Below are 19780 nucleotides of genomic sequence, written 5' to 3' on the forward strand. Positions count from 1 at the left end.
ATTTCCGGTTTCTGGGCTGGTATGATTGATGAATATAACGCTTTTTATTTTCCTGATGGTTTATCTGGCAACGGGGCTGGGCAAATTGCCCGGCTTCAAAGTCGATCGTACAGGCGCGGCCATGATTGGTGCCATGGCGATGATGGCTGTGGGCAGTATAGGTGCCAAAGCTGCATGGGTGGCAGTCGATTATCGAACCATCGGTATGCTTTTCGGCTTGATGGTCGTGTCGGGTGCCTTCGCTGAATCCGGGTTTTATGAATGGACAGCACGCAAGGTTGCAACGCTTTCTGTAGGGCCAATAGCACTTCTGGCCGTCTTTGTAGCGGTGTCCGGTTGCCTGTCAGCGCTGCTGACGAATGATGTCGTTGTGGTCGCCATGACGCCTCTTCTGGTCTCCGTAACTTTGGCGCGTGGCCTTAATCCGGTTCCGTTTCTGCTGGCTTTTTGCTTTGCCGCCAATACAGGATCAGCCGGGACTTTAATTGGGAGCCCGCAAAATATGATTGCAGCTCAGGAACTTGGGATTTCATTTACAGGCTTTTTATCTGTCGCTGGAATACCGGCCTTGCTGTCCTTGCCTATTGTATGGGGGATTGTTGCCTGGATGTATCGTGGAAAATGGACTTTAGAACATGCAGGAGTTTCCAAGGAAAGAACCGGAACAAAAACGGAGCAAACTCCCTTAAATATTCAGGAGACCTGCAAAGCAATATTTATAACCATTTCCGTGATTATCGCATTTGTTTTGGATGTTTGGCCAAAAGAGCTGGTTGCGTTGACCGCTGCTGCAATTCTTCTTTTGAATAGAAAAATTTCATCGAGTGATGTTCTTCGTAGAGTTGACGCAAATCTTTTGTTGTTGATATCGGGTCTGTTTATCGTCAACGCGGCATTATCAAAAACAGGTTTGCCACAAAATATTCTACACCATCTTCATGGCTATGGAATTGATTTGAATGATCCCTTGTCCCTGTTTCTGACGAGCGCAACTTTGAGTAATATTATTGGAAACAACCCTACTGTCATGTTGCTGGTCCCATTCCTGAATTCAGGTGCAAACGTGAATGCCGTGGGGGCTGCTTTGGCACTGGGAACAGGTTTCTTCAGCAACCTGATCATCTTTGGCAGCCTTGCAGGGATTATTGTTGTCGAGCAGTCAGCGCGCTGCGGCGTGAAGATTTCATTCGCGACTTTTACGCGCGTGGGGGCCCCAATCTCTGCCGCCTGTATGTTGATGGCTGCAGGTTGGATCATTTTCCTGACGAGCCACCAGTCATACTGATGCCAGGAGGAATGAGGCTGGGCGGATACCATTTTTGATACCCGCCCGGTTTGACCGTCTCTGTAATAGGGGGGAAGGCGTTACGCTCTGGCTTTCTATGCGGCTGACTTCGGCAGGGATTCCATGGCAAGTCGGCAGGCTGCGAGATCCCACGCGGCACAGCCGACGCTTTTGAAAAAGACCGGCTGGTCCTGCTCAGGCTTCTCCTCAAGGAAATCCGCCAGAGCCCACACCTCTGACCAATTTTTCCCTGCCTGAAGAATGTCCCCCGCTTCGTGGGGTGCGCCAATGGGATCATCGACAACGCAAAGACTTTTCAGGACGATCCCCGGTCCGATCTCGATCATATCCGGTTTGTATGCGCCGACACCGATCACCAGTGTTTCCGGCGCAGCCTCCTGATCGAAAAGGATTTCCCGGCTGCTGGTAACGGAAATGACCGCATCGTAACGGTCTGCTGTCTCTCTCTCGGCCTGAATGCGAAGAGCGGGGTAAGGGCCCTCGATCAGGGGCTGGATACGCTGCGTGTTCCGCCCACGGATCGTCACGGAAAGGCCCGGATAGAGCTCATTCAGTGCTTCAAGATGAACCCGTGCCTGTGCGCCGGTCCCGATGAGCAGAACGTGTTTGAGGCGTTTTGGTCGAAAGCAGGACAGTCCAAGCATCGAGATCGCGGCGGTGCGCCGCTCGGTCGCGGTAATGCCGTCCATGGCGAACAAAAAACGTCCGTTTTGCCCATCCAGACACGTCACCTGTCCCTGAAGGGTCGGTAGAGCGCTATTTCCGGGAAAAATGGTCAACAGCTTGTGTGCGATCAGGTCCGGCCCACAGGCCACCATCGACAGCACCGTTCCAGTGCGGTCGGCGGTCGGCACGACAAGGCGTTCCGGACAGACGATGGTCCAGTCCCGATATTCCGTAATGGCTGTTCTCAGCGCTGCGATCAGGGGCTGAAAGGGCAGGGCCTGTCGTGTTTCGTCGGCAGAGAGAAGGCGCATGGAGGCTCCGGGATGGTGTCAGGGGAAGGGGAGTTTTGCCTCAGGAGCCGAGGCGTGCAACCAGCGTCATTTCGACTTTCCAGGCGGGGTCCACCAGACGGGCTTCCACCGTGGCCCGTGCAGGCTTGGCGTCCTGATCGAGCCAGGCGTCCCACGCTCTGTTCATCGCGCCGATCTCGGAAATATCCGTCAGGAAGATCTGGACGGAGACGATGTCGCTTTTCCGGCTTCCGGCCTGTGCCAGAAGGCTGTCAATCTGCTGGAGGACGTTGGCGGTCTGGCCTTCGGTGTCCAGGGTTTCGTCGGTGGTCACCTGACCCGCAAAGTGGATCATGCCATTGCAGATGACAGCACCGCTGAGGCGTTCGTGAGGATCCAGACGTGTGATCGACATTGCTGATGGTCCTTGTTCTTGGGGAAGGAAATTTCAGGAAATGATTTCGGGCAGCTGCATGACGTCCTGCAGATAGGCATCATAAAGACTGCGGAAAACCGGACCGGGAGCACCGCCGCCGACACCCACACCATCCATTTCGATAACGGGGACGGCGATCGTCGAGGCACTCGTATAAAAGACTTCCGCCGCGCCCAGAACGTCCGCCTTTGAAAATGGCCGCTCCACGATCGTCAGACCGTGACGTTTGGCAATTTCGATGATCGTGCGTCGCGTAATGCCCGGAAGAATATCCTGAGAAAGATTGCGCGTAATCAGTTCGTTGCTCGCACTAACGATGAATGCGGTCGAGGAAGCGCCTTCGGTGATCTCGTCGCCATCCAGCATCCAGGCCTCGTTCACCCCGGCCTGTTTCACGGCGTGCTTGGCCATGACCTGCGCCAGAAGCGATGTGGACTTGATATCCCGTCGCGCCCAGCGCAGATCGGGCACGGTAATGATCCGCCCACCGGTTTCGATGACCGGATTGGACTGGACCCGGTTGAACTGCGGGAACATCACCACGGTGGGCTCAAGACCGTTCTTGTACTGGAAAGCCCGTTCGGCCACACCGCGGCTGACCTGAATATAGATCAGCCCGTTGCGCAGTTCATTGCGGCGCATGAGTTCGGTCTCAACGCCAGTCCATTTCTCGATGCTGAACGGGTTGGCAATGCCGATCTCCGCCAGTGAGCGGTCCAGACGCCGGAGATGGTGGTCGTTATCCACCAGACGCCCCTCAATGACGGCCGTCACCTCATAGACGCCATCCCCGAAAAGAAACCCGCGATCCATGACAGGAATGACGGCCTCCCGAAGAGGAACGAATTTACCCATAACGAACCCGATACGGTTGTCGACAGTCGACACGATCCCTCCACTGCAAGCCGGTCTGTTGAGGCCTTGTATAAAAGAAGTTTCCCGCGCTGGCGTATCGGATATCCGGACTGGCTATTCATGGGCGTGATAGTGACCCACAACTGCCGATAGAGCGGACACTGGACGCACTCATGCCTGACATGGAGTATTTTTCGACTCGATATCATTCCCAGAGCAGGCAAGGACGACCTCCATGGACCATTTCGATCTCATTCTGAAAAACGGGACTGTCGTCACCTCGTCGCAGGAACGCGCCGATATTGGCTGCCGTGACGGAAAGATCGTCGCCATCGGAGATCTCGGTCGCGCAGAGGCAACCGAAGTCATCGACTGTACTGGTCTGCACGTCCTGCCCGGCATCATCGACCCGCATGTCCATCTGCGCGAACCGGGCAATGCCAGCGTCGAGACCATCCATGAAGGAACGAGGGGCGCCATTCTTGGCGGCGTGACGGCGGTTTTCGACATGCCGAATACGGCGGAATCAGTGGTTTCCCAAGAGGTTCTGGACCGCAAGCGCGCCATGATTCCGGGTAAGAGCTGGTGTGATATCGGGCTCTATGTCGGGGCGACGAAGAAGAACATCGACACGCTGGATATACTCGAAGTCCAGGACAATGTCTGCGCGATCAAGGTCTTTGCTGGATCATCGACGGGTGATCTTCTTGTGGAAGACGATGCCAGTCTCGAAGCCCTGATGCGGAATGGCACCCGCCGCGTCTGCTACCATTCAGAGGACGAAACGCGCCTTCAGGAACGTAAGAAGCTCTTTTCCGTCGGCCAGCCCTACCGCACGCATATGGAATGGCGGGACGTAGAATGTGCGTTTCTTGGCACCCGCCGCCTGATGTCGCTGGCGCGAAAAACAGGGCGCAAGACGCATATCCTGCATGTCTCCACCGCGGAAGAACTCGCCTATATGCGCGATTTCAAGGATATCGGAACGGTCGAGGTTCTGGTCAATCACCTTACGCAGGTCGGACCGGATGTTTACGATCGCCTTGGGGGTTACGCGATCATGAACCCGCCCATCCGTGACCAGCGCCACTACGATGCGTCCTGGGCGGCGGTCAATGCGGGAGATGTGGAGTGCATCGGCTCCGATCATGCCCCTCATTCCCGTGAGGCCAAGGAACGCCCCTGGCCGCTGACCTCTGCGGGTCTCACGGGCGTGCAGACGCTTGTCCCCATCATGCTTGATCATGTGAACGCCGGTCGTCTGCCGCTTGAGCGGATGGTATCGCTGATGTCCGCTGGTCCCGCGCGCGTCTATGGCGCGGTCGGGAAGGGGCATATCGCTCCGGGCTATGACGCGGACTTCACGATCGTCGATCTCGCGCATCGCCAGACAATCGAGGAAAGCTGGATTACGTCTCCCTGTGGCTGGACACCGTTTGCAGGGATGTCCTGCACCGGCTGGCCTGTCATGACGGTCATTCGCGGTCAGGCCGTCATGCGCGAGGACGAAATCATGGGATCGCCCCGCGGTGCGGTCGTGTCCTTTTCCTGATGCTCAAGGCTCTTTGGGAAGATCGGTCACAACCTCGCGGACGCGCTCCAGAAAAAAGCGTCCAAGTCGTGAAAGCGAGCGGTTCTCGGACCATATCGCATACGCGGCGACGGGAATGGCCGGTGCAAAGGGGCGGCTGACGAGTTTGAAGCGCCCCGACGAGGCCGTCAGCGGGTCCACAATTGCGACCCCCGCATTGGCTTCCGCAAGCGTACAGGCTGTGTTGGCGTAGCGGACTTCGGCAGAGAAGGTGAAACCCTCGTCTTCCTGATCGAAGGCCGCGCGTGTGGCTTCCCCGAGCTTGGTGCCGGATTCCAGAGCGATGAAATGATAGTCCCGCAGGTCCCAGGGGCGGATCTGCCGGCGTTCGCTGAGCGGATGACCCGGCGGCATGACGCAGACCATCTCGCCGCGATATAGAACTTCCGACGCCAGCCCTGGCTTGCCGCTGAAGCCGAGCGCAAATCCCAGTTCCGCCTTGTGGCTTTCCACACTGTTGACGACGCCTTCATAGCGCCGGACGTCGAAATACGTCCGGATTATCGGCCGAAGGGACTGCGTGCGCTGGATCGCCGTCGCCAGCATCCCGTATCCAATCGGCGGTGTGGCCACAAGCCGGAGCTGCCCGGCCCGGCTGTCCCGAAGATCCTGAATCCGGCCTTCGAGCCGTTCATGCAGGTCGAAGATTGCCTCCGCGTCATCCACGATGATCGTGGCTTCAGGCGTCGGGTAAATCCGGTTGTTGACCCTCTGGAACAGGGCGAAGCCCACCTGATCCTCCATCGTGCGGATGGCGTTGCTGATCGCAGGCTGCGACAGCCCCAGAACGCGCGCGGCTGCGACGGTTGTGTTGTGGCGAATGATCGCCCGGAGGATCTCGATCTGGCGGAGGTTCATCTATAAGTTTTTTGAATATGAAGGTGGGATATCTGATTAGCGGGATTATTGAGCTAACCGAAACAAAATGGCAATGAATTTGTAACCGGCCGGTGTGCGAAGGGGTTCGCCGTCGTGCTGCATATGAGACCCGGACGAGAGAAAATGACTATGGGACGGATCATTCGGATTGCCGCAGCCCAGATGGGCCCGACACAGAAAGCCGATGCGCGGAGCCATACGGTCGGGCGCATGATTGCCCTTCTGGAAGAGGCAGCCTCGAAAGGCGCCACGCTCGTTGTCTATCCCGAACTCGCGTTCACGACATTCTTCCCGCGCTGGCTGCTTGAGGGAGCGGAGCTCCTGAAGGAATACGAGCGTTCCATGCCCAATCCGGAGGTCCAGCCTCTGTTCGATCGGGCCAAGGAGCTCGGCATCGGCTTCTATGTCGGCTACGCGGAGATCACGCCCGAAGGCGAACGTTTCAATACCAGCATTATTGTTGCGTGCGACGGCACGGTCCTTGGCAAGTACCGCAAGGTCCATCTGCCGGGTTCGGTCGAGCCAAGGCCCGGCGCGCAGTTCCAGCAGCTCGAGAAGCGCTACTTCGAATATGGCGATCTCGGTTTCCCGGTTTATCGTGCGGGAGCGGAATGGTCCGGTGCCCTCATCGGCATGCTGATCTGCAACGACCGCCGCTGGCCGGAAGCCTGGCGCACGCTGGCCCTGCAAGGTATGGAACTGCTCTGCGTGGGCTATAATTCCGCCGCCTACGATCCAAACGGCGGCGATACCGAAAGTGCGGATCTGCGCACCTTCCATGCGCAGCTCGTCGCGCAGGCCAATGCGTATATGAATGCCTGCTGGGCCGTAGCCGTGGCAAAAGCGGGCGACGAGGACGGGTCCTGCCTGATCGGCGGAAGCTGCATCGTTGACCCGAACGGCCAGATTGTGGCCCAGACCACGACCCTTGCTGACGAAGTGATTGTCGCGGACTGTGATCTTGATCTCTGCCAGCAGGGCAAGACCAAGATGTTCAACTTCGAGGCACATCGGCGGCCGCAATGGTATACCCGCATCACAAGCCAGACGGGCGTCGTCTACCCGGAGGACGAAATCGGCTGATGACGTCGACATTCCGGACACTCCTGTCTCTGACGGCCTGTCTCCTCTGGGGGCATGTGGAGGGCGCACAGGCGTCTTCGGGAGTGCTCCGGATTGCGGTTAATCCGATTTATCCACCGCTTGAATTCCGCGATCCGGTCACGGACCGCCTGACCGGCTTCGACATTGATTTCGGAAATGCCCTGGCGGCCCGCATGGGTGTGAAGGCCGAATGGGTCGAGACGGCCTTCCCTCAAATGATCCCCTCGGTCCAGAGCGGCCGCACCGACATGATCCTCAGTGGATTTTCCGACCGTCCCGAACGCCGCGCCTTTCTGGATTTTCTGGACTATCTCAAATCCGGCGCACAGGTCCTCGTCCTGTCACAGGGCGATGTCCGGAGCCCCGAGATGCTGTGCGGCCAAAAGGTCGCCGCCAGCCGCGCCACATCCTTCCCGTCCATGATCCGGCAGTGGAGCCACGATCACTGCGAGGCGCAGGGACATCCCGCGATGGTGTTCTACCCGTCCGAAAGCGGGGCAGACGCCCGGATACAGCTCCTTCAGGGGCGCGTCGCGGCCATGGTGCAGGGGGGCGAGACGGTCGGATATTTTATCGACATCACCCATCACGCCTTCCGCCGACTGGGAAATCCGCTGTCGAACATGCTGCTGTCGATGGCTTTTTCCAAAGGACAGACTGCCCTTGAGGCACAGGTCGCGCACGCCTTCGCCAATCTCAGGGCAGACGGGACCTACGCACGCCTTCTTCAGCGCTGGTCCCTTCAGGACGCCGCACTTTCCGACCCGGACTCAGACGGATCAACACCATGACCAGAATGACAGAGTCTTCCCGGCTTCTTGCCCTGCCGCGTGGAAGGGGTATCGCATGGACGCAGATCGCCTCGGGCGTCGTGCTGCTCGCCCTCTGCGCCTGGATCATCCATGCCTTTGCCGTCGGGCAGATCGAATGGCGCTATGTCGGCCAGTTCCTGTTCGTGCCGTCCATCCTGCGCGGCGTCGGCGCCACGCTGCTGATGGCGATATGCGCCATGGTGCTGGGCATGATCGCGGGTATTGTTCTGGCGCTGGGCCGGCTGTCCACGGCCTGGCTGCCCCGGATCGTCTCGGGGCTGTATGTCTGGCTGTTCCGTGGCGTGCCGGTCATCCTGCAACTGCTGATCTGGTTCAACCTTGCGCTGATCTTCCCGCACGTCATCCTGCCGGGCATCGGCTCGTACCGGACGGTCGATCTCATGACGCCGTTTCTCTCGGCGCTGTTCGGGCTGGGCCTCAATCAGGCCGCCTATATTGCCGAAATCTTTCGCGCCGGTTTCCAGAGCGTGGATCGCGGACAGTATGAAGCCGCGTCCGCCATCGGCATGACGCGCCTGATGGCCATGCGCCGCATCATTTTCCCGCAGGCGTTCCGGACGGTTATCCCGCCGCTGGGCAACGAATTCATCAATATGATCAAGCTGACCTCGCTCGCCAGCCTCATCCAGTATCCCGAAGTCCTGCACAATGCGGAGACGATCTATTACGCCAACACGCGGGTGATCGAACTGCTGATCGTTGCAGGCTTCTGGTATCTGGCCGCCGTGACTGTTCTCTCGCCGCTGCAGCATCTGCTTGAACGCCGCTTTTCACGAGGAAAATCCTCATGACCGAACCTGCGATCTGGATCAGGAACCTGCACAAATCGTTTGGCACGAACCCTGTTCTGAAAGGTGTGTCGCTCGATATCCCACCCGGACAGGTCGTGTGCGTCCTCGGCGGTTCCGGGTCAGGCAAGACGACGATCCTGCGCTGCATCGCCCAGCTTGAGACAACGGAAGACGGACTGATCGTGATGAGCGGCGAACTGCTCGGCCTCCGGGAGCGGAATGGACGACTGGTCCCCCGAAGCGCGCATGACATTGCCCGTCAGAGACGTCTGGCCGGTATGGTTTTCCAGCGTTTCAATCTCTTCCCGCACATGACGGCGCTTGAAAACGTCATGGAAGGGCCGGTCCGCGTGCAGAAGCGCGCGGCTGCGGAAGTCCGCTCCGAAGCGCTGGAGCTTCTGCGCAGCGTCGGGCTGGAGCATCGCGCGGATCATTATCCCGCGCAGCTTTCCGGCGGCCAGCAGCAGCGCGTCGCCATCGCCCGCGCGCTGGCGTTGAAACCCACCGTCATGCTGTTCGACGAGCCGACCAGCGCGCTCGACCCGGAATCCGTAGGCGATGTGCTGGCCGTCATGAAAAGCGTCGCGGCCAGCGGCGTGACGATGCTGGTCGTCACCCATGAACTCTCTTTCGCCCGGGAAGTCGCCGATCGCATCCTGTTCATGGATGGTGGCGTCATTCTGGAAGATGCCCCGACCGCCGACTTCTTCGGAACCCCACGCGAAGACCGCACACGCGCGTTCCTCGCCGCCGTCCTCGGCCAGAAAACCACTGCCTGACTCTTCACACGCGGAGATACCCCATGACTCGCAGTTACGACGACGTTCCGATCCGCCCCTCGAACCTCGCAGGGGCAGCGCCTGAATTCCCTTGGCTCCACGGCATGCGGGCCGCGATGATGCTGTCCTTCGATATCGACGCCGAAAGTGCCATCACCAGCAAGGACCCGTCCCACGCGGACAAGCTCGTCTCGATGTCCTATGGCGGCTATGAAGCCCGTGTCGGACTGCCCAAGGTCCTCGAACTGCTGCGTGAACTGGACCTCAAGGCCACGTTCTTCACGACCGGCTGGGCAGCGGATGCCTACCCTGCGATGGTGGAAAGCGTTCTGCGCGACGGCCACGAAGTCGGCCATCACGGCTATCATCACCTGCTGCCCGATCCCGGATCGGCGCATATCGAGGACGAACTGGCACGCGGTTTCGAGGCGCTGGCCAAGCATGGCGTGCGCCCCGTGGGCTACAGGGCACCCTATGGCGAAAGCTGCGACGAACTGCGCACGGCGCTTAAGCGCGAAGGCATGCTCTATTCCAGCTCATGGCGCGACGATGTGCGCCCCTACCGTCAGATCCTGCCGGACCTGACGCCGGGCGTCGTCGAGCTTCCGCCCTCCTCCTGTTTCGATGACTGGATGCACGGCCTCAGCACCCGCTTTGGCGCTCGCTCGATCTTCCCGAAGGAACACGTGCTGTCCATGTGGAAGGACGAACTGGACGAAACACGCGCCTGGGGCGCCATGGTCGGCACCGTCCTGCACCCGCTTGTCAGCGGCCGTCCAATGCGCCTGCGCCTGCTGCGCAATTTCCTGGCCTATACGATCGAATGCCGCGACGTCTGGATCGCCACGGGCGAGCAGATCGCCCGTCACTTCGAGGCGTGTGAAGCGGCCGGATCGACCGCACCATGACCGCCCGTCCGATCCGCATTTCCGGCCTGCGACAGGCCGTCCTGTGGGACGAGCGCAGTGCGGGCCATGTCTATGCGCCCGACACCGACCTCGTGATCGAAGGCGGCAGGATCATTTTTGCCGGCCCCGCGTCGGAACTGCCGGACATGTATGCAGCACTTCCGGTCGATGTGGACGGGCGCGACCTCATGGCCATGCCGGGTCTGGTGGATGTCCACTCCCACCCGGCGACGGAACCCATGAGCCGGGGCATGTTCGATGAGCTCGGTTCCCCCGGCCTGTTCTATTCGTCCCTGTACGAATACATGCCGGTCTTCCGCGCCGATGCCGCCAGCAAGCCGGACTGCGCACGCGTGGCCTACAGCGAAATGCTGCTCTCGGGCGTGACCACGATCGTGGACCTCTCCACGCCGTGGGCGGGTTGGCTCGATGCGGCGACGGAAAGCGGGCTGAGGGTCTGTCTGGGGCCGATGTTCCGCTCCGCCGCGTGGAAAACTACGAACGGCTATACCGTCGATTACAGCTGGAGCGAGGACGGCGGCCAGCGCTCGATGGATGAGGCGCTGGAAACCGTGGACGCTGCACACGCCCACGCATCGGGCCGTCTGTCCGGCATGATCGTCCCCGCCCAGATCGACACCTGCTCCCCCGAAATTCTGAAAGCCTCCTTCGCCGCGGCCGAAAAACGGGACCTGCCGTGGCAGACCCATGCGGCGCAGTCGATCGTAGAGTTTCAGGAAATCACCCGCCGCCACGGCATGACGCCCGTTCAGTGGCTCGACAGTCTGGGCGTGCTCTCCAGCCGCAGCATCGTCGGCCATGCGATCTTTCTGGACGACCATCCGTCCACGCCCTGGCACACGAAACGCGATCTCGACATCCTCGCCAGCCGGGACGCGGGTGTCGCGCACTGCGCTACGGTTTTCGCCCGGCGCGGCTACGTCCTGCGCGATTTCGGGCGCTACAAACGCGCCGGAATCCGCATCGGTCTGGGGACGGACACCTATCCGCACACCATTCTCGATGATCTGCGTCTGACAGCCTATCTGGGCCGCGTGCAGGAACAGAGCCCCGAGGCCGTCTCCACGCGCGACGTGTTCGATGCCGCCACCTGCGTTGGGGCCTCGCTGCTTGGACGGGACGATATCGGCCGTCTGAAAACCGGTGGTCCGGCCGATCTGGTGCTGGTCGATCTGTCGCATCCGATGATGCGCCCCTCGATCGATCCGGTGCGCTCGCTCATTTTCTCCGCCGATGACCGCGCCATCCATTCCGTCTACGTGGCGGGCCGCAAGGTCGTGGAGAAGGGGAGGGTGCTCACGATGGATTATGAAGGTGCGACTTCCCGTCTGGTCGAGGAGCAGGCGCGGATTGTCGGCTCCGTTGCCCAGCGTGACCGGCTGGGCCGGTCCGTGGAAACACTCATTCCGCCGACTTTCCCGACCCGCCGCTGATGTGCCGCGCCATGCCCCCGTTTGTAGCGCGGTTCATGCCGCACTTCTTCGCGGTCATCGCGCTTCTGGGTCTCGGTGCCGCAAAAGCCGAGGCCCCTGATCTCCCGCTGGGGCTGTATCCCAGCTATCCGCCGCTCGACATGCGCGACACCACGACGGGCGTGCTCGAAGGCTTCGATGTCGATCTCGCAACGGCCCTGAGCCAGCGGATGGGCATGACGCCCCAGATGGTCGAGACGGGCTTTGCGCAACTCATCCCCTCTCTTCTGACCGGGCGGATCAGGATGTTTTTCAACGGCATGGTGGATACGCCCCTGCGACGCCAGAGCGTCTCCTTTGTCGATTACCTGCAATCGGGCTTCCAGTTCGTGACCCTCTCGGGGGACGATCAGGCCCCGTCCAGCCTGCCTGAACTCTGCGGCCGCAGGGTGGCCGCCAGCCGCGTGACCTCCGTTCCCGCCGAGCTTCTGGCCTGGAGCGAGCGCAACTGCGTGGCCAAAAATCGTCCGCCCGTCCTTCTCTTCGCGACCGAAAACTCCGCAGATGCGCGCCTGCAACTCCGCGAAGGCCGCGTGGTTGCTGCCCTGCAGGACAGCCTGACGCTTCCCTGGACGGTTGAAATCAGCGGCCACACGCTTCAGGCTGTGGGTGAGCCGTTTCATCTGAGCCCTTTGGGCATCGGCCTACCCAAAGGGGACGCCGCCTTCACTTGCCGCGTCTCAAACGCGCTTTTGGCGCTTCAGCGGGACGGAACCTATCTGTCCCTGATCCATAAATGGCACCTGCCCGAAAATGCTGTCCTTCCGGCGCAGCCCGTTCCCAAGGAGTGCACTGAACATGCTCCCTTACCGTATCCTCGTCATCAATCCCAATTCCTCGTCTCAGGTAACGCGCGCGATTGATGCGGCCCTCGCTCCGATGCGCGACCGCACGTCCTTCCGCATCGACGTGATGGATCTTCCCGAAGCCCCGCCGGGTGTCGCGCTCCAGAGCGACGCGGACGAAGTGGCCCCCATGGTTCAGCGCGCTATCCGCGACAATCCGGCCGAGGCTTACGCCATCGCCTGTTTCAGTGATCCGGGCGTTGCGGGCGCGCGTGAAAACACGCCGTCCGCCGCGGTCCGCGGGATCGGGGAAAGCGCCATCCTGCACGCCCTGACCCGAGGGGACCGCTTCGGCATCATCGCCCTGTCCGAAAAATCGGTCTTCCGTCAGCGCCGTCTGGTACGCGGAATGGGCGTGGGTGAGCGCTATGCCGGCAGTCTCGGCATCGGCACTACGGCTGCCGGTGCCACGGATCATGCGCTGCTCGACAGGATGGTTGATGCGGCAAAACGCCTCGTCGATCAGGGCGCCGATACGATCCTCATGGGCTGTGCAGGCATGGCGCATTTCCAGCCGCATCTTGAAGACATCTGCCAACGCCCCGTGATCGAACCCACCCGCGCGGCCGTCGCCCTCCTGATCGGAGACCTTACCCTCAGGCCCTGATAGGGGCTCGGACACAGGCCAGCGCTCCAACCCCCGCCAGCCCCAAAAACACCAGCATCCCATCCGCCAGCCACCAGTCCCCGAGAAGCGTAACACTCCACGACATGGCCAGCGGCACCACCGCAACGGACAGGTTCCCCAGAAACTGCGTCCACGATGACACCTGCGCCGTGGATGCCCCGCCGAACTCCTGTACGCAGGACCAGATCGAGATCTGGCCTAATCCCAGAAATGCTGCGGCGATGAGGGCGAGAGGGAGCATGGCTGTGCCGCTCGACATCATCAGGGCCACGGCCAGAAAGGCTGTCCCGCCGCCGAGCCCTGCGATTCCAAGCGGAACCCGTGCGCGCCATTGCGAAAAACCCGCGCGCAGCAGCATGTCCGACGCGACGCCGCCCAGCAGCTTCGACAGCAGAATGACAAGATAGGATGCAGAAACGTACCAGGCGACATGGCTCATGTTCAGGTGGAATGTGTTCCTCAGGTACAGGGGAAACAGGGCCAGAAAAAATCCTTCGACGCCCATGAGACAGAAATAGGCCCCTCCGATACTGAACAGGCGGGACAGGGCAAAGGGTTCTGTCATGCTGGCCCTGTTCTGCGGCACCGAAGGTTCTGCCGCTTTGCGGCTGTAGGCCAGAAGAATGCCGAAGAGCAGGATCCCTGCTGTTCCGTAGATCGCAAAACACAGACGCCATGACAGTGATGTCATAAGAAAAACGGAAAGAGGCGCGCCCACGACGGCTCCAAGGGAGAGTGCGGCCAGCAGGATTGCGATGACGGAAGAGCGGTGAATGGAACTGAAGCGTTGCTGCACGGTGATGAGTGCGGCCGTCCAGTCCGGCGCCTGCCCGATGCCGAGGAGCGCGCGGCACAGGATCAGTTCTGCGATCGTGGTGGCAAAGGCCGTGGAAAGCAGGGCAACGGACCAGAACAGGCAGGCCACCGCATAGGTCCGGGCCGCGCCCAGTTGGCGGCAGACCCAGCCAGCGGGGATCTGGCAGAGGGCATAGGTAAAAGAGTAGGCGGAAATGACATTGCTGATCTGCCCCAGACTGCAGCCGAGGCTGTTCTGGATGCGGGGCGCCATGACGACCATCGCCTGTTTGTCGATGGCCATCAGGAATGTCGCGGGGAGAAGAACCAGTCCGAGAATGCACCAGGGACTGTTCCAGTATCCTCTTGTCCTCAGGTCGTGGTCCAGATCATGGCGGGCAGGCGGGAAGGCATCTGGACTCTGCATCGTTGTTAGAAATCGGAGCTCAGGGAGAAGGCAACTGCAAAATCGCCGCCGACATAATAGGTCGGTGTCCCGGCGGCGACTGCTGTTCCGAAAATCCCCTTTGTTGCGCGGGCGTTCGTGGCGATGCCGTTCACGCCGGACAGATAGTGCTCGTCGCCGATATTCATCAGGTTGAGCTGGATCTGCGGATGCTGGGCCGGGCCGATTTTCCTGAAGCGGTAACCGGCGGACAGGTTGGCCGTCTTGAATGCCGGAATGCTCTGGTCATTCATGAAAGTGCTGTATTGTGAATCCACGTAGTTGAAAGTGAAGTTTCCGAAGAAACGGGTGTCGTCGTAGCTCAGGCCGATTGATCCGGTGAATTTGGGAGCGAGAACAGCAGCTTTTCCCTTGGTCGGCAGGTAATCGTTTCCGACCTGGATGTTGTTGCCCATTTCGGAATGGAGATACTGGCCCGAAATATAGGGGGAGAAATGATGCCATGCAGGGAGGCTCAGTTCCGCCTGTACGCCGCGGATCGTCTGACCGCCGCCATTGACCGAGAAGGACTGCGGGCTGTTGTTGACGTAGGTGATGCTGGAAATCTGGCGGTTGGTCAGATTGTAGTTAAACGCTGCCGCCGAGAAGTTGACTGCGCCGTAATGGCGATAGCCGATTTCTTCGGAGATCGAATATTCCGGCTTGAGGTTGCTCGAATGGCTGCTGGTCTTTCTTCCCGTTGTGGCGCTGTAGATGTCGACATAGGCGCTCAGAGCGGCCGGTTCCTTGAAGGCCGTCGACGCACTGAAATAGACCTGGTCATGGGGGGTGATCCGATAGCTGACTGAAAGCTGTGGCAGCGGCTCTGCATCGTTCTTGTTAACGGCATAAGTCGGGCCGGGCATCGCGCTGGTGGCATGGCGGGAGACCATGACTTCCTTGAACCCGGCATTCAGCACGAGGCGATCGTCGAAAAATTTCATCGTATCGTTGATGAAGAGGGCGTTTGTCTGCTGGATGAGATGACCATTATAGGTTCCGATGACCGTTCCCGAAGACGATTTGATCGGATTGCCGCCATACTCGTTCATCACGTTGCCGTTGGGTTCGACCGGTGTGTACGAGGTGTTTTCGTTGTGGTCGAAGTAATCGTACCAGTAGCCGACCTGAAGGGTATTGAATTTGTGCTTCCATGTCAGGGTTGCGTTCTGGCCACCCGCGGCCTGAGTATAGGCATCGACGTTTTCCACGGTAGCGACATTGTTGACGCTGTACGGTAGCTGCACCGTTCCGACCGACTGGTCTCCGACGAACATCGAATTCCCGTTGACGTTTGCACCGCTGTTGATGAAGCCGCGCGTATACATGATGTAAGGCGTGATCTTGAACGTCAGTTCCGGCAGGAGTTCGAACTCCGTCGGCATGGCGGCGATGACGTTCTGCCGCTGGTTGAAGCGCAGCTTGTAGTAATTGGATGTGCCGTAGGAGTATTTTCCGGCGTAGTTATAGGAAATTCCGTCCTGCTTCCACTGGCTCAGGGTGGGGTTGGTGTAGACGTCCGTGCGCATCCAGTTCCAGGCGAAGAACGGGGCGATGCTGTTATGGCCCCATTCCTTCAGAAAATGGCTGTCGACATGATAACGCTTCGTGTTGCCCGATCCACGCCAGTTGTTCACTTCCGTGTGGGAAAAGGACGTGTAGTTTCGGATACCGGTATGGCCGATTTCGCCGCTGTCGAGGCGGATAAACTGTCGGTTGAGGGATTTGTTGCCACCGCTGAGGTCGATGTACCCGCCCGCCTTGTGGGAAGGCTGCCGCGCAGAGGCCCTGATCTGACCGCCCACCGAGTTGTAGACAGGAGCATCAATATCAGGCGAACCCTGTGAAACCTCGAGATGGCTGATGTTCTCCGTATCGGACCACTCGGTTGCGAATGGTGTGTAGTAGAGGCGATCGCCTGCAGGCATGCCTTCGTATGTCGTGCCCAGTTCGGTCTGGTTCAGGCCGCGGATGGAGACGTTCATACGGTCGCTGAGACCCAGGGGATCATTGGCTGCAACAACGACGCCCGGGCTCATTGCAAGAAGGGTCACCGCATTGGCTGTCGGTGACTGTTTGGCAATGTAGTCCCGGGAGACGCCGCTGACGGATTTTGCAGCGCTCTGCACGGGCATCAGACCTCCGCCCGGCGTCGTGTTCGTAGCGCCGTTGGCATCGACAGCCTGTTTGCGGACCGAGATATATTCGTCCTTGTGCGCGGGAATGGCTTTGGGAGCGGGGTGGGAAGTTTCCCGGCTGCGAGGAGCATGATGTGTAGGAGCGGGTTTTCCGGTTTTCACACTGGATGCTGCCAGCGCTGGCTGGAAGTATAACGCACAGCCCGACAGAAGAAGGATTTTATAACCGTTTTTCGTCAGCATATCGGCAGTTCCGTTCCAGCCATAAAATTTGGTGTGATACAGAAACGATAAGCGATGCAAACAGCAGAATCTTGCTCTAAATCTATCATGATAATCAGAATTGGACCGGTTGGTATTTATTTTTATTATACCCCTTGAGGCTAGGGGAAGGCTGACTATAAGAAAGTTCCCGGTTGTAACGATCCGGGATGATTGCGTTCCAGGAAGATGATGCGGACACGGAAGTGACAGCAGTGGGAGGCGGCCGTTTCCGTGCTGTCTTTGATGTGTCAGGCCAATATCTGAGGACTCTCCCAGAAACCGGGGATCGCATGCGGCTGAATGTCAGGTCAGGACAGGAGTGATGATGGAAATGGATAACCGGATAGAGGCGATCCATGCCGGATTGCAGGCGATTGTCGGGGTGGATCAGGTCTTCGCGGGGTCTGCAACGGAGCGCTGGTCACGGGATTGGACAGGCCAGTTCGAGGGACAGCCTCTGGCCGTTGTCCGTCCCGAAAATCGTGAGGAGGTCGCCGCGATCCTGCGTCTTGCAGGCCAGTATCATGTTCCGGTCGTTCCGATCGCCGGGAATACCGGCCTCAATGGCGGAGCTTATGGACCGGAGGCCATTCTGGTTTCCATCGAACGGATGAACAGGATCCGCGAGATCAGAAATGATGCCCGTGTGGCCATTGTCGAAGCTGGCGTCATTGTGGCAGCGCTTGATTCCGCGGCCGCTCAGCACGGTTTGACGTTTCCGCTTGCGTTTGGAGCGGCGGGTTCTGCGATGATTGGGGGCGTGCTCTCCACCAATGCGGGGGGTGCGAATGTCCTGCGTTACGGCAACGTGCGCGATCTTTGTCTGGGGCTTGAAGTTGTGCTTCCGGACGGCTCTGTCCTTGATCTGATGACGGCCCTGAAGAAAGACAATTCCGGTTTCGATCTGCGTGATCTCATCATCGGAGCAGAAGGGCAGCTCGGGATCATTACTGCGGCCATCCTGAAACTGCATCCTCGACCTCTGTTTCATGCAACGGCGCTGGTCGCGCTTGAAGATCTGAGCGTAGCACCTGCATTGCTGAATGCTTTCCAGGATGCTTCTGGGAATGCCGTGACGGCCTATGAGTTCATGTCCCGCAGTTACGTTGCCGGATATGAGGCCCTCGTGCCGGCGGGCCGCCGGTTTTTCGATGTCTCCTATCCTGCGGTTCTTCTTGTGGAACTGGCGACTGTGCGGAACGAGGAGCTAGGGGAGATTCTGGAAGCAGTTCTGGCTGATGCTCTGGAGAGGGGGATACTGGTGGATGCCGTTATCGCCCAGAGTGACACACAGCGTCAGGAAATATGGGCGCTCCGGGAGGCCGCTGCAGAACTCGCCTTTCAACGCCATCCCGTCATTGATACTGATGTTGCCGTTCCGCTGGATCGGATTGCAGACTACCTCGACCGTATTCCGGAAATCATGGCTGCAATAGATCCCGGATTTACGGACATTGCCGTCGCGCATTTTGGTGACGGAAACATCCATTATACGGTGTGGCCCTCAGGAAGTGACCCCGCAGTCGAAGCGGCCCTGCGTGCAGCCATTGATGCTCTTGCAGTGGAAATGGACGGGACATTCTCGGCAGAACATGGGATCGGTCTTTGCAAGCTGCCATCCATGGCGCAGCACAAAAACGCTGTGGCTCTTGATATGATGCGGGCGATCAAGGCGGCTTTTGATCCTGGAAACATCCTGAATCCCGGCAAGACCCTGCCGGGTGTGAACGTGGGATAGTCCGCTCTTCAGACAGGTTAATTTTCTGTTCTCCGAAACTGTGCGAAAGCGTCGCGGATGATCTGACGTATCCAGGGATTATCTGCCGTACGCTGCCAGAGTAACGACACAGAATATTCGCCCAGATCAATGGGCGCCGCGCAGACCGTAAGGCCCGAAACAGCAGCGAGACTCCGGGCGGCATGGACTGGTAGTGTAGCAACAGCGCGCGTCCCGGTCAGGAATGGCGGTAGGGCAGAGAAATGCGTTAAAGCCGTTTGTACCCGTCGCGACAGGCCAAGATTCTTCAGGACATGATCTACAATGCCCTCGCGGCCTGAAAACGACACCAGAAGATGTGGCAGAGCCAGATAGTCTTCGAGACGCAGTGGAAGTGTAAGGCCACAGGCGATCGGATCAAGCAGACAGGCATAACCGGACTGTCCGATCTCCTGCTGCTGTAATCCGGAACGCACGTTTGGCTGTGCAACCAGGGCAAAGTCGATTTCGCCCGCTGCGAAAAGCGCCTCGACCCGGTGTCTGTTGGCCTGCCTGAACGTTACTGAAATACGGGGCGCTTCCGCTGCCAGCCGCCTTGCGATCAGTGGGCCGATTGCGATCTGGAAATCGTCTGACATTCCCAGGGAAAAGTGCTGTCGGCTGGTTGCCGGATCAAATGCCGTGACGGTCGAGAACGCTGTATGGATCCGGGCCACTCCGTCCTGAAGTGGCTCTGCCATGGCAATCGCCCGAAGGGTGGGCTGCATGCCCTCACGCGTACGGACGAACAAGGGATCATCTGCCGCTTCCCGCAAGCGCGCCAGAGAAGCGCTGACAGCCGACTGGCTCAGGGACAATCGGTGTGCCGCTCTGGAAACGCTGCGTTCTTCCCAGAGTGCGAGAAAGGTGGTGGCCAGATTGAAATCAAGGCGTGAAATATCGACCATGGTGATTTTGACTATCAAAACAATCAATTTGCCCGATAATGCAGGGAAGTCCACTCTCTCCGCCATTGCA

Annotated in this window: 18 protein-coding genes; 11 read left to right on the plus strand and 7 right to left on the minus strand. The window is 59.3% G+C overall.

Going from position 1 to position 19780, the window contains the following annotated elements; translation table 11 throughout:
- Positions 1 to 28: 28 nt before the first annotated feature.
- A complete protein-coding gene (locus HK22_RS01625) occupies positions 29 to 1285 on the plus strand; it encodes an SLC13 family permease (protein ID WP_086648099.1) in 1257 nt (418 codons plus the stop codon).
- Positions 1286 to 1380: 95 nt separating this feature from the next.
- On the opposite strand, the gene HK22_RS01630 is transcribed toward HK22_RS01625, so the two are convergent.
- The 3 genes from HK22_RS01630 to HK22_RS01640 are packed head-to-tail and all read right to left on the minus strand — an operon-like array spanning position 1381 to position 3586.
- Complete coding sequence (locus HK22_RS01630) at positions 1381 to 2283, minus strand: delta(1)-pyrroline-2-carboxylate reductase family protein (protein ID WP_086648100.1); 903 nt, start codon at positions 2281 to 2283, stop codon at positions 1381 to 1383.
- 40 nt (positions 2284 to 2323) lie between these two features.
- Complete coding sequence (locus HK22_RS01635; protein WP_086648101.1) at positions 2324 to 2677, minus strand: RidA family protein; 354 nt, start codon at positions 2675 to 2677, stop codon at positions 2324 to 2326.
- Positions 2678 to 2710: 33 nt separating this feature from the next.
- Positions 2711 to 3586, minus strand: coding sequence for a D-amino-acid transaminase (locus HK22_RS01640; RefSeq protein ID WP_198945451.1), 876 nt, complete (start codon positions 3584 to 3586; stop codon positions 2711 to 2713).
- 202 nt (positions 3587 to 3788) lie between these two features.
- On the opposite strand from HK22_RS01640, the gene HK22_RS01645 reads away from it, so the two are divergent.
- Positions 3789 to 5105 carry a dihydroorotase gene (locus HK22_RS01645; RefSeq protein WP_086648102.1) on the plus strand — a complete coding sequence of 439 codons (1317 nt, stop codon included), beginning with the start codon at positions 3789 to 3791 and terminating at the stop codon, positions 5103 to 5105.
- A gap of 3 nt (positions 5106 to 5108) precedes the next feature.
- Here the strand turns inward: HK22_RS01645 and HK22_RS01650 are convergent, their stop codons facing one another.
- Positions 5109 to 6002, minus strand: coding sequence for a LysR family transcriptional regulator (locus HK22_RS01650; RefSeq protein WP_086648103.1), 894 nt, complete (start codon positions 6000 to 6002; stop codon positions 5109 to 5111).
- Positions 6003 to 6152: 150 nt separating this feature from the next.
- Here HK22_RS01650 and HK22_RS01655 point away from each other — a divergent pair, with 150 nt between their 5' ends.
- From HK22_RS01655 to HK22_RS01690, 8 genes are read left to right on the plus strand one after another with little or no spacing between them, the layout of a single operon-like run.
- Positions 6153 to 7106, plus strand: coding sequence for an N-carbamoyl-D-amino-acid hydrolase (locus tag HK22_RS01655; RefSeq protein WP_086648104.1), 954 nt, complete (start codon positions 6153 to 6155; stop codon positions 7104 to 7106).
- A complete protein-coding gene (locus HK22_RS01660; RefSeq protein WP_158093528.1) occupies positions 7106 to 7918 on the plus strand; it encodes an ABC transporter substrate-binding protein in 813 nt (270 codons plus the stop codon). The genes HK22_RS01655 and HK22_RS01660 overlap by 1 nt, the downstream gene beginning before the upstream one ends.
- Positions 7915 to 8751, plus strand: coding sequence for an amino acid ABC transporter permease (locus HK22_RS01665; RefSeq protein WP_086648106.1), 837 nt, complete (start codon positions 7915 to 7917; stop codon positions 8749 to 8751). Before HK22_RS01660 ends, HK22_RS01665 begins: the two co-directional genes overlap by 4 nt.
- Positions 8748 to 9530, plus strand: coding sequence for an amino acid ABC transporter ATP-binding protein (locus tag HK22_RS01670; RefSeq protein ID WP_086648107.1), 783 nt, complete (start codon positions 8748 to 8750; stop codon positions 9528 to 9530). Before HK22_RS01665 ends, HK22_RS01670 begins: the two co-directional genes overlap by 4 nt.
- A 23-nt stretch (positions 9531 to 9553) precedes the next feature.
- Positions 9554 to 10438: a polysaccharide deacetylase gene (locus HK22_RS01675; protein ID WP_086648108.1), complete on the plus strand. Its 885-nt coding sequence runs from the start codon at positions 9554 to 9556 to the stop codon at positions 10436 to 10438.
- Positions 10435 to 11892, plus strand: a complete 1458-nt coding sequence (locus HK22_RS01680; RefSeq protein ID WP_086648109.1) for an amidohydrolase family protein — start codon at positions 10435 to 10437, stop codon at positions 11890 to 11892. Before HK22_RS01675 ends, HK22_RS01680 begins: the two co-directional genes overlap by 4 nt.
- A gap of 11 nt (positions 11893 to 11903) precedes the next feature.
- Positions 11904 to 12794 (plus strand): ABC transporter substrate-binding protein, encoded by an 891-nt coding sequence (locus HK22_RS01685; RefSeq protein ID WP_158093529.1) that lies wholly within the window; start codon positions 11904 to 11906, stop codon positions 12792 to 12794.
- Positions 12730 to 13383 (plus strand): aspartate/glutamate racemase family protein, encoded by a 654-nt coding sequence (locus HK22_RS01690; protein ID WP_086648111.1) that lies wholly within the window; start codon positions 12730 to 12732, stop codon positions 13381 to 13383. The genes HK22_RS01685 and HK22_RS01690 overlap by 65 nt, the downstream gene beginning before the upstream one ends.
- Here the strand turns inward: HK22_RS01690 and HK22_RS01695 are convergent.
- Positions 13373 to 14626: an MFS transporter gene (locus HK22_RS01695; protein ID WP_086648112.1), complete on the minus strand. Its 1254-nt coding sequence runs from the start codon at positions 14624 to 14626 to the stop codon at positions 13373 to 13375. The two genes, HK22_RS01690 and HK22_RS01695, sit on opposite strands and share 11 nt — an antisense overlap.
- A 5-nt stretch (positions 14627 to 14631) precedes the next feature.
- Positions 14632 to 17025: a TonB-dependent receptor gene (locus tag HK22_RS01700; protein WP_086648113.1), complete on the minus strand. Its 2394-nt coding sequence runs from the start codon at positions 17023 to 17025 to the stop codon at positions 14632 to 14634.
- A 343-nt stretch (positions 17026 to 17368) separates the two neighbouring features.
- On the opposite strand from HK22_RS01700, the gene HK22_RS01705 reads away from it, so the two are divergent.
- Positions 17369 to 18784 carry an FAD-binding oxidoreductase gene (locus HK22_RS01705; protein WP_198945452.1) on the plus strand — a complete coding sequence of 472 codons (1416 nt, stop codon included), beginning with the start codon at positions 17369 to 17371 and terminating at the stop codon, positions 18782 to 18784.
- A gap of 17 nt (positions 18785 to 18801) precedes the next feature.
- Here HK22_RS01705 and HK22_RS01710 read toward each other — a convergent pair whose 3' ends face one another.
- Entirely contained in the window at positions 18802 to 19710 is a 909-nt protein-coding gene (locus HK22_RS01710) for a LysR substrate-binding domain-containing protein (RefSeq protein ID WP_086648114.1), read from the minus strand.
- Positions 19711 to 19780 lie beyond the last annotated feature (70 nt).

Origin of the sequence: Gluconobacter sp. DsW_056 (assembly GCF_002153595.1) — a bacterium.
In the GTDB taxonomy this organism is placed as follows: domain Bacteria; phylum Pseudomonadota; class Alphaproteobacteria; order Acetobacterales; family Acetobacteraceae; genus Gluconobacter; species Gluconobacter albidus.

Coding starts and splice junctions, on each gene's coding strand:
- HK22_RS01695 (WP_086648112.1), bottom strand. CDS start 14,626: ATGCAGAGTCCAGATGCCTTCCCGCCTGCCCGCCATGATCTGGACCAC.
- HK22_RS01645 (WP_086648102.1), top strand. CDS start 3,789: ATGGACCATTTCGATCTCATTCTGAAAAACGGGACTGTCGTCACCTCG.
- HK22_RS01710 (WP_086648114.1), bottom strand. CDS start 19,710: ATGGTCGATATTTCACGCCTTGATTTCAATCTGGCCACCACCTTTCTC.
- HK22_RS01670 (WP_086648107.1), top strand. CDS start 8,748: ATGACCGAACCTGCGATCTGGATCAGGAACCTGCACAAATCGTTTGGC.
- HK22_RS01685 (WP_158093529.1), top strand. CDS start 11,904: ATGCCCCCGTTTGTAGCGCGGTTCATGCCGCACTTCTTCGCGGTCATC.
- HK22_RS01650 (WP_086648103.1), bottom strand. CDS start 6,002: ATGAACCTCCGCCAGATCGAGATCCTCCGGGCGATCATTCGCCACAAC.
- HK22_RS01630 (WP_086648100.1), bottom strand. CDS start 2,283: ATGCGCCTTCTCTCTGCCGACGAAACACGACAGGCCCTGCCCTTTCAG.
- HK22_RS01700 (WP_086648113.1), bottom strand. CDS start 17,025: ATGCTGACGAAAAACGGTTATAAAATCCTTCTTCTGTCGGGCTGTGCG.
- HK22_RS01705 (WP_198945452.1), top strand. CDS start 17,369: ATGATGGAAATGGATAACCGGATAGAGGCGATCCATGCCGGATTGCAG.
- HK22_RS01675 (WP_086648108.1), top strand. CDS start 9,554: ATGACTCGCAGTTACGACGACGTTCCGATCCGCCCCTCGAACCTCGCA.
- HK22_RS01665 (WP_086648106.1), top strand. CDS start 7,915: ATGACCAGAATGACAGAGTCTTCCCGGCTTCTTGCCCTGCCGCGTGGA.
- HK22_RS01635 (WP_086648101.1), bottom strand. CDS start 2,677: ATGTCGATCACACGTCTGGATCCTCACGAACGCCTCAGCGGTGCTGTC.
- HK22_RS01655 (WP_086648104.1), top strand. CDS start 6,153: ATGGGACGGATCATTCGGATTGCCGCAGCCCAGATGGGCCCGACACAG.
- HK22_RS01625 (WP_086648099.1), top strand. CDS start 29: ATGAATATAACGCTTTTTATTTTCCTGATGGTTTATCTGGCAACGGGG.
- HK22_RS01660 (WP_158093528.1), top strand. CDS start 7,106: ATGACGTCGACATTCCGGACACTCCTGTCTCTGACGGCCTGTCTCCTC.
- HK22_RS01690 (WP_086648111.1), top strand. CDS start 12,730: ATGCTCCCTTACCGTATCCTCGTCATCAATCCCAATTCCTCGTCTCAG.
- HK22_RS01680 (WP_086648109.1), top strand. CDS start 10,435: ATGACCGCCCGTCCGATCCGCATTTCCGGCCTGCGACAGGCCGTCCTG.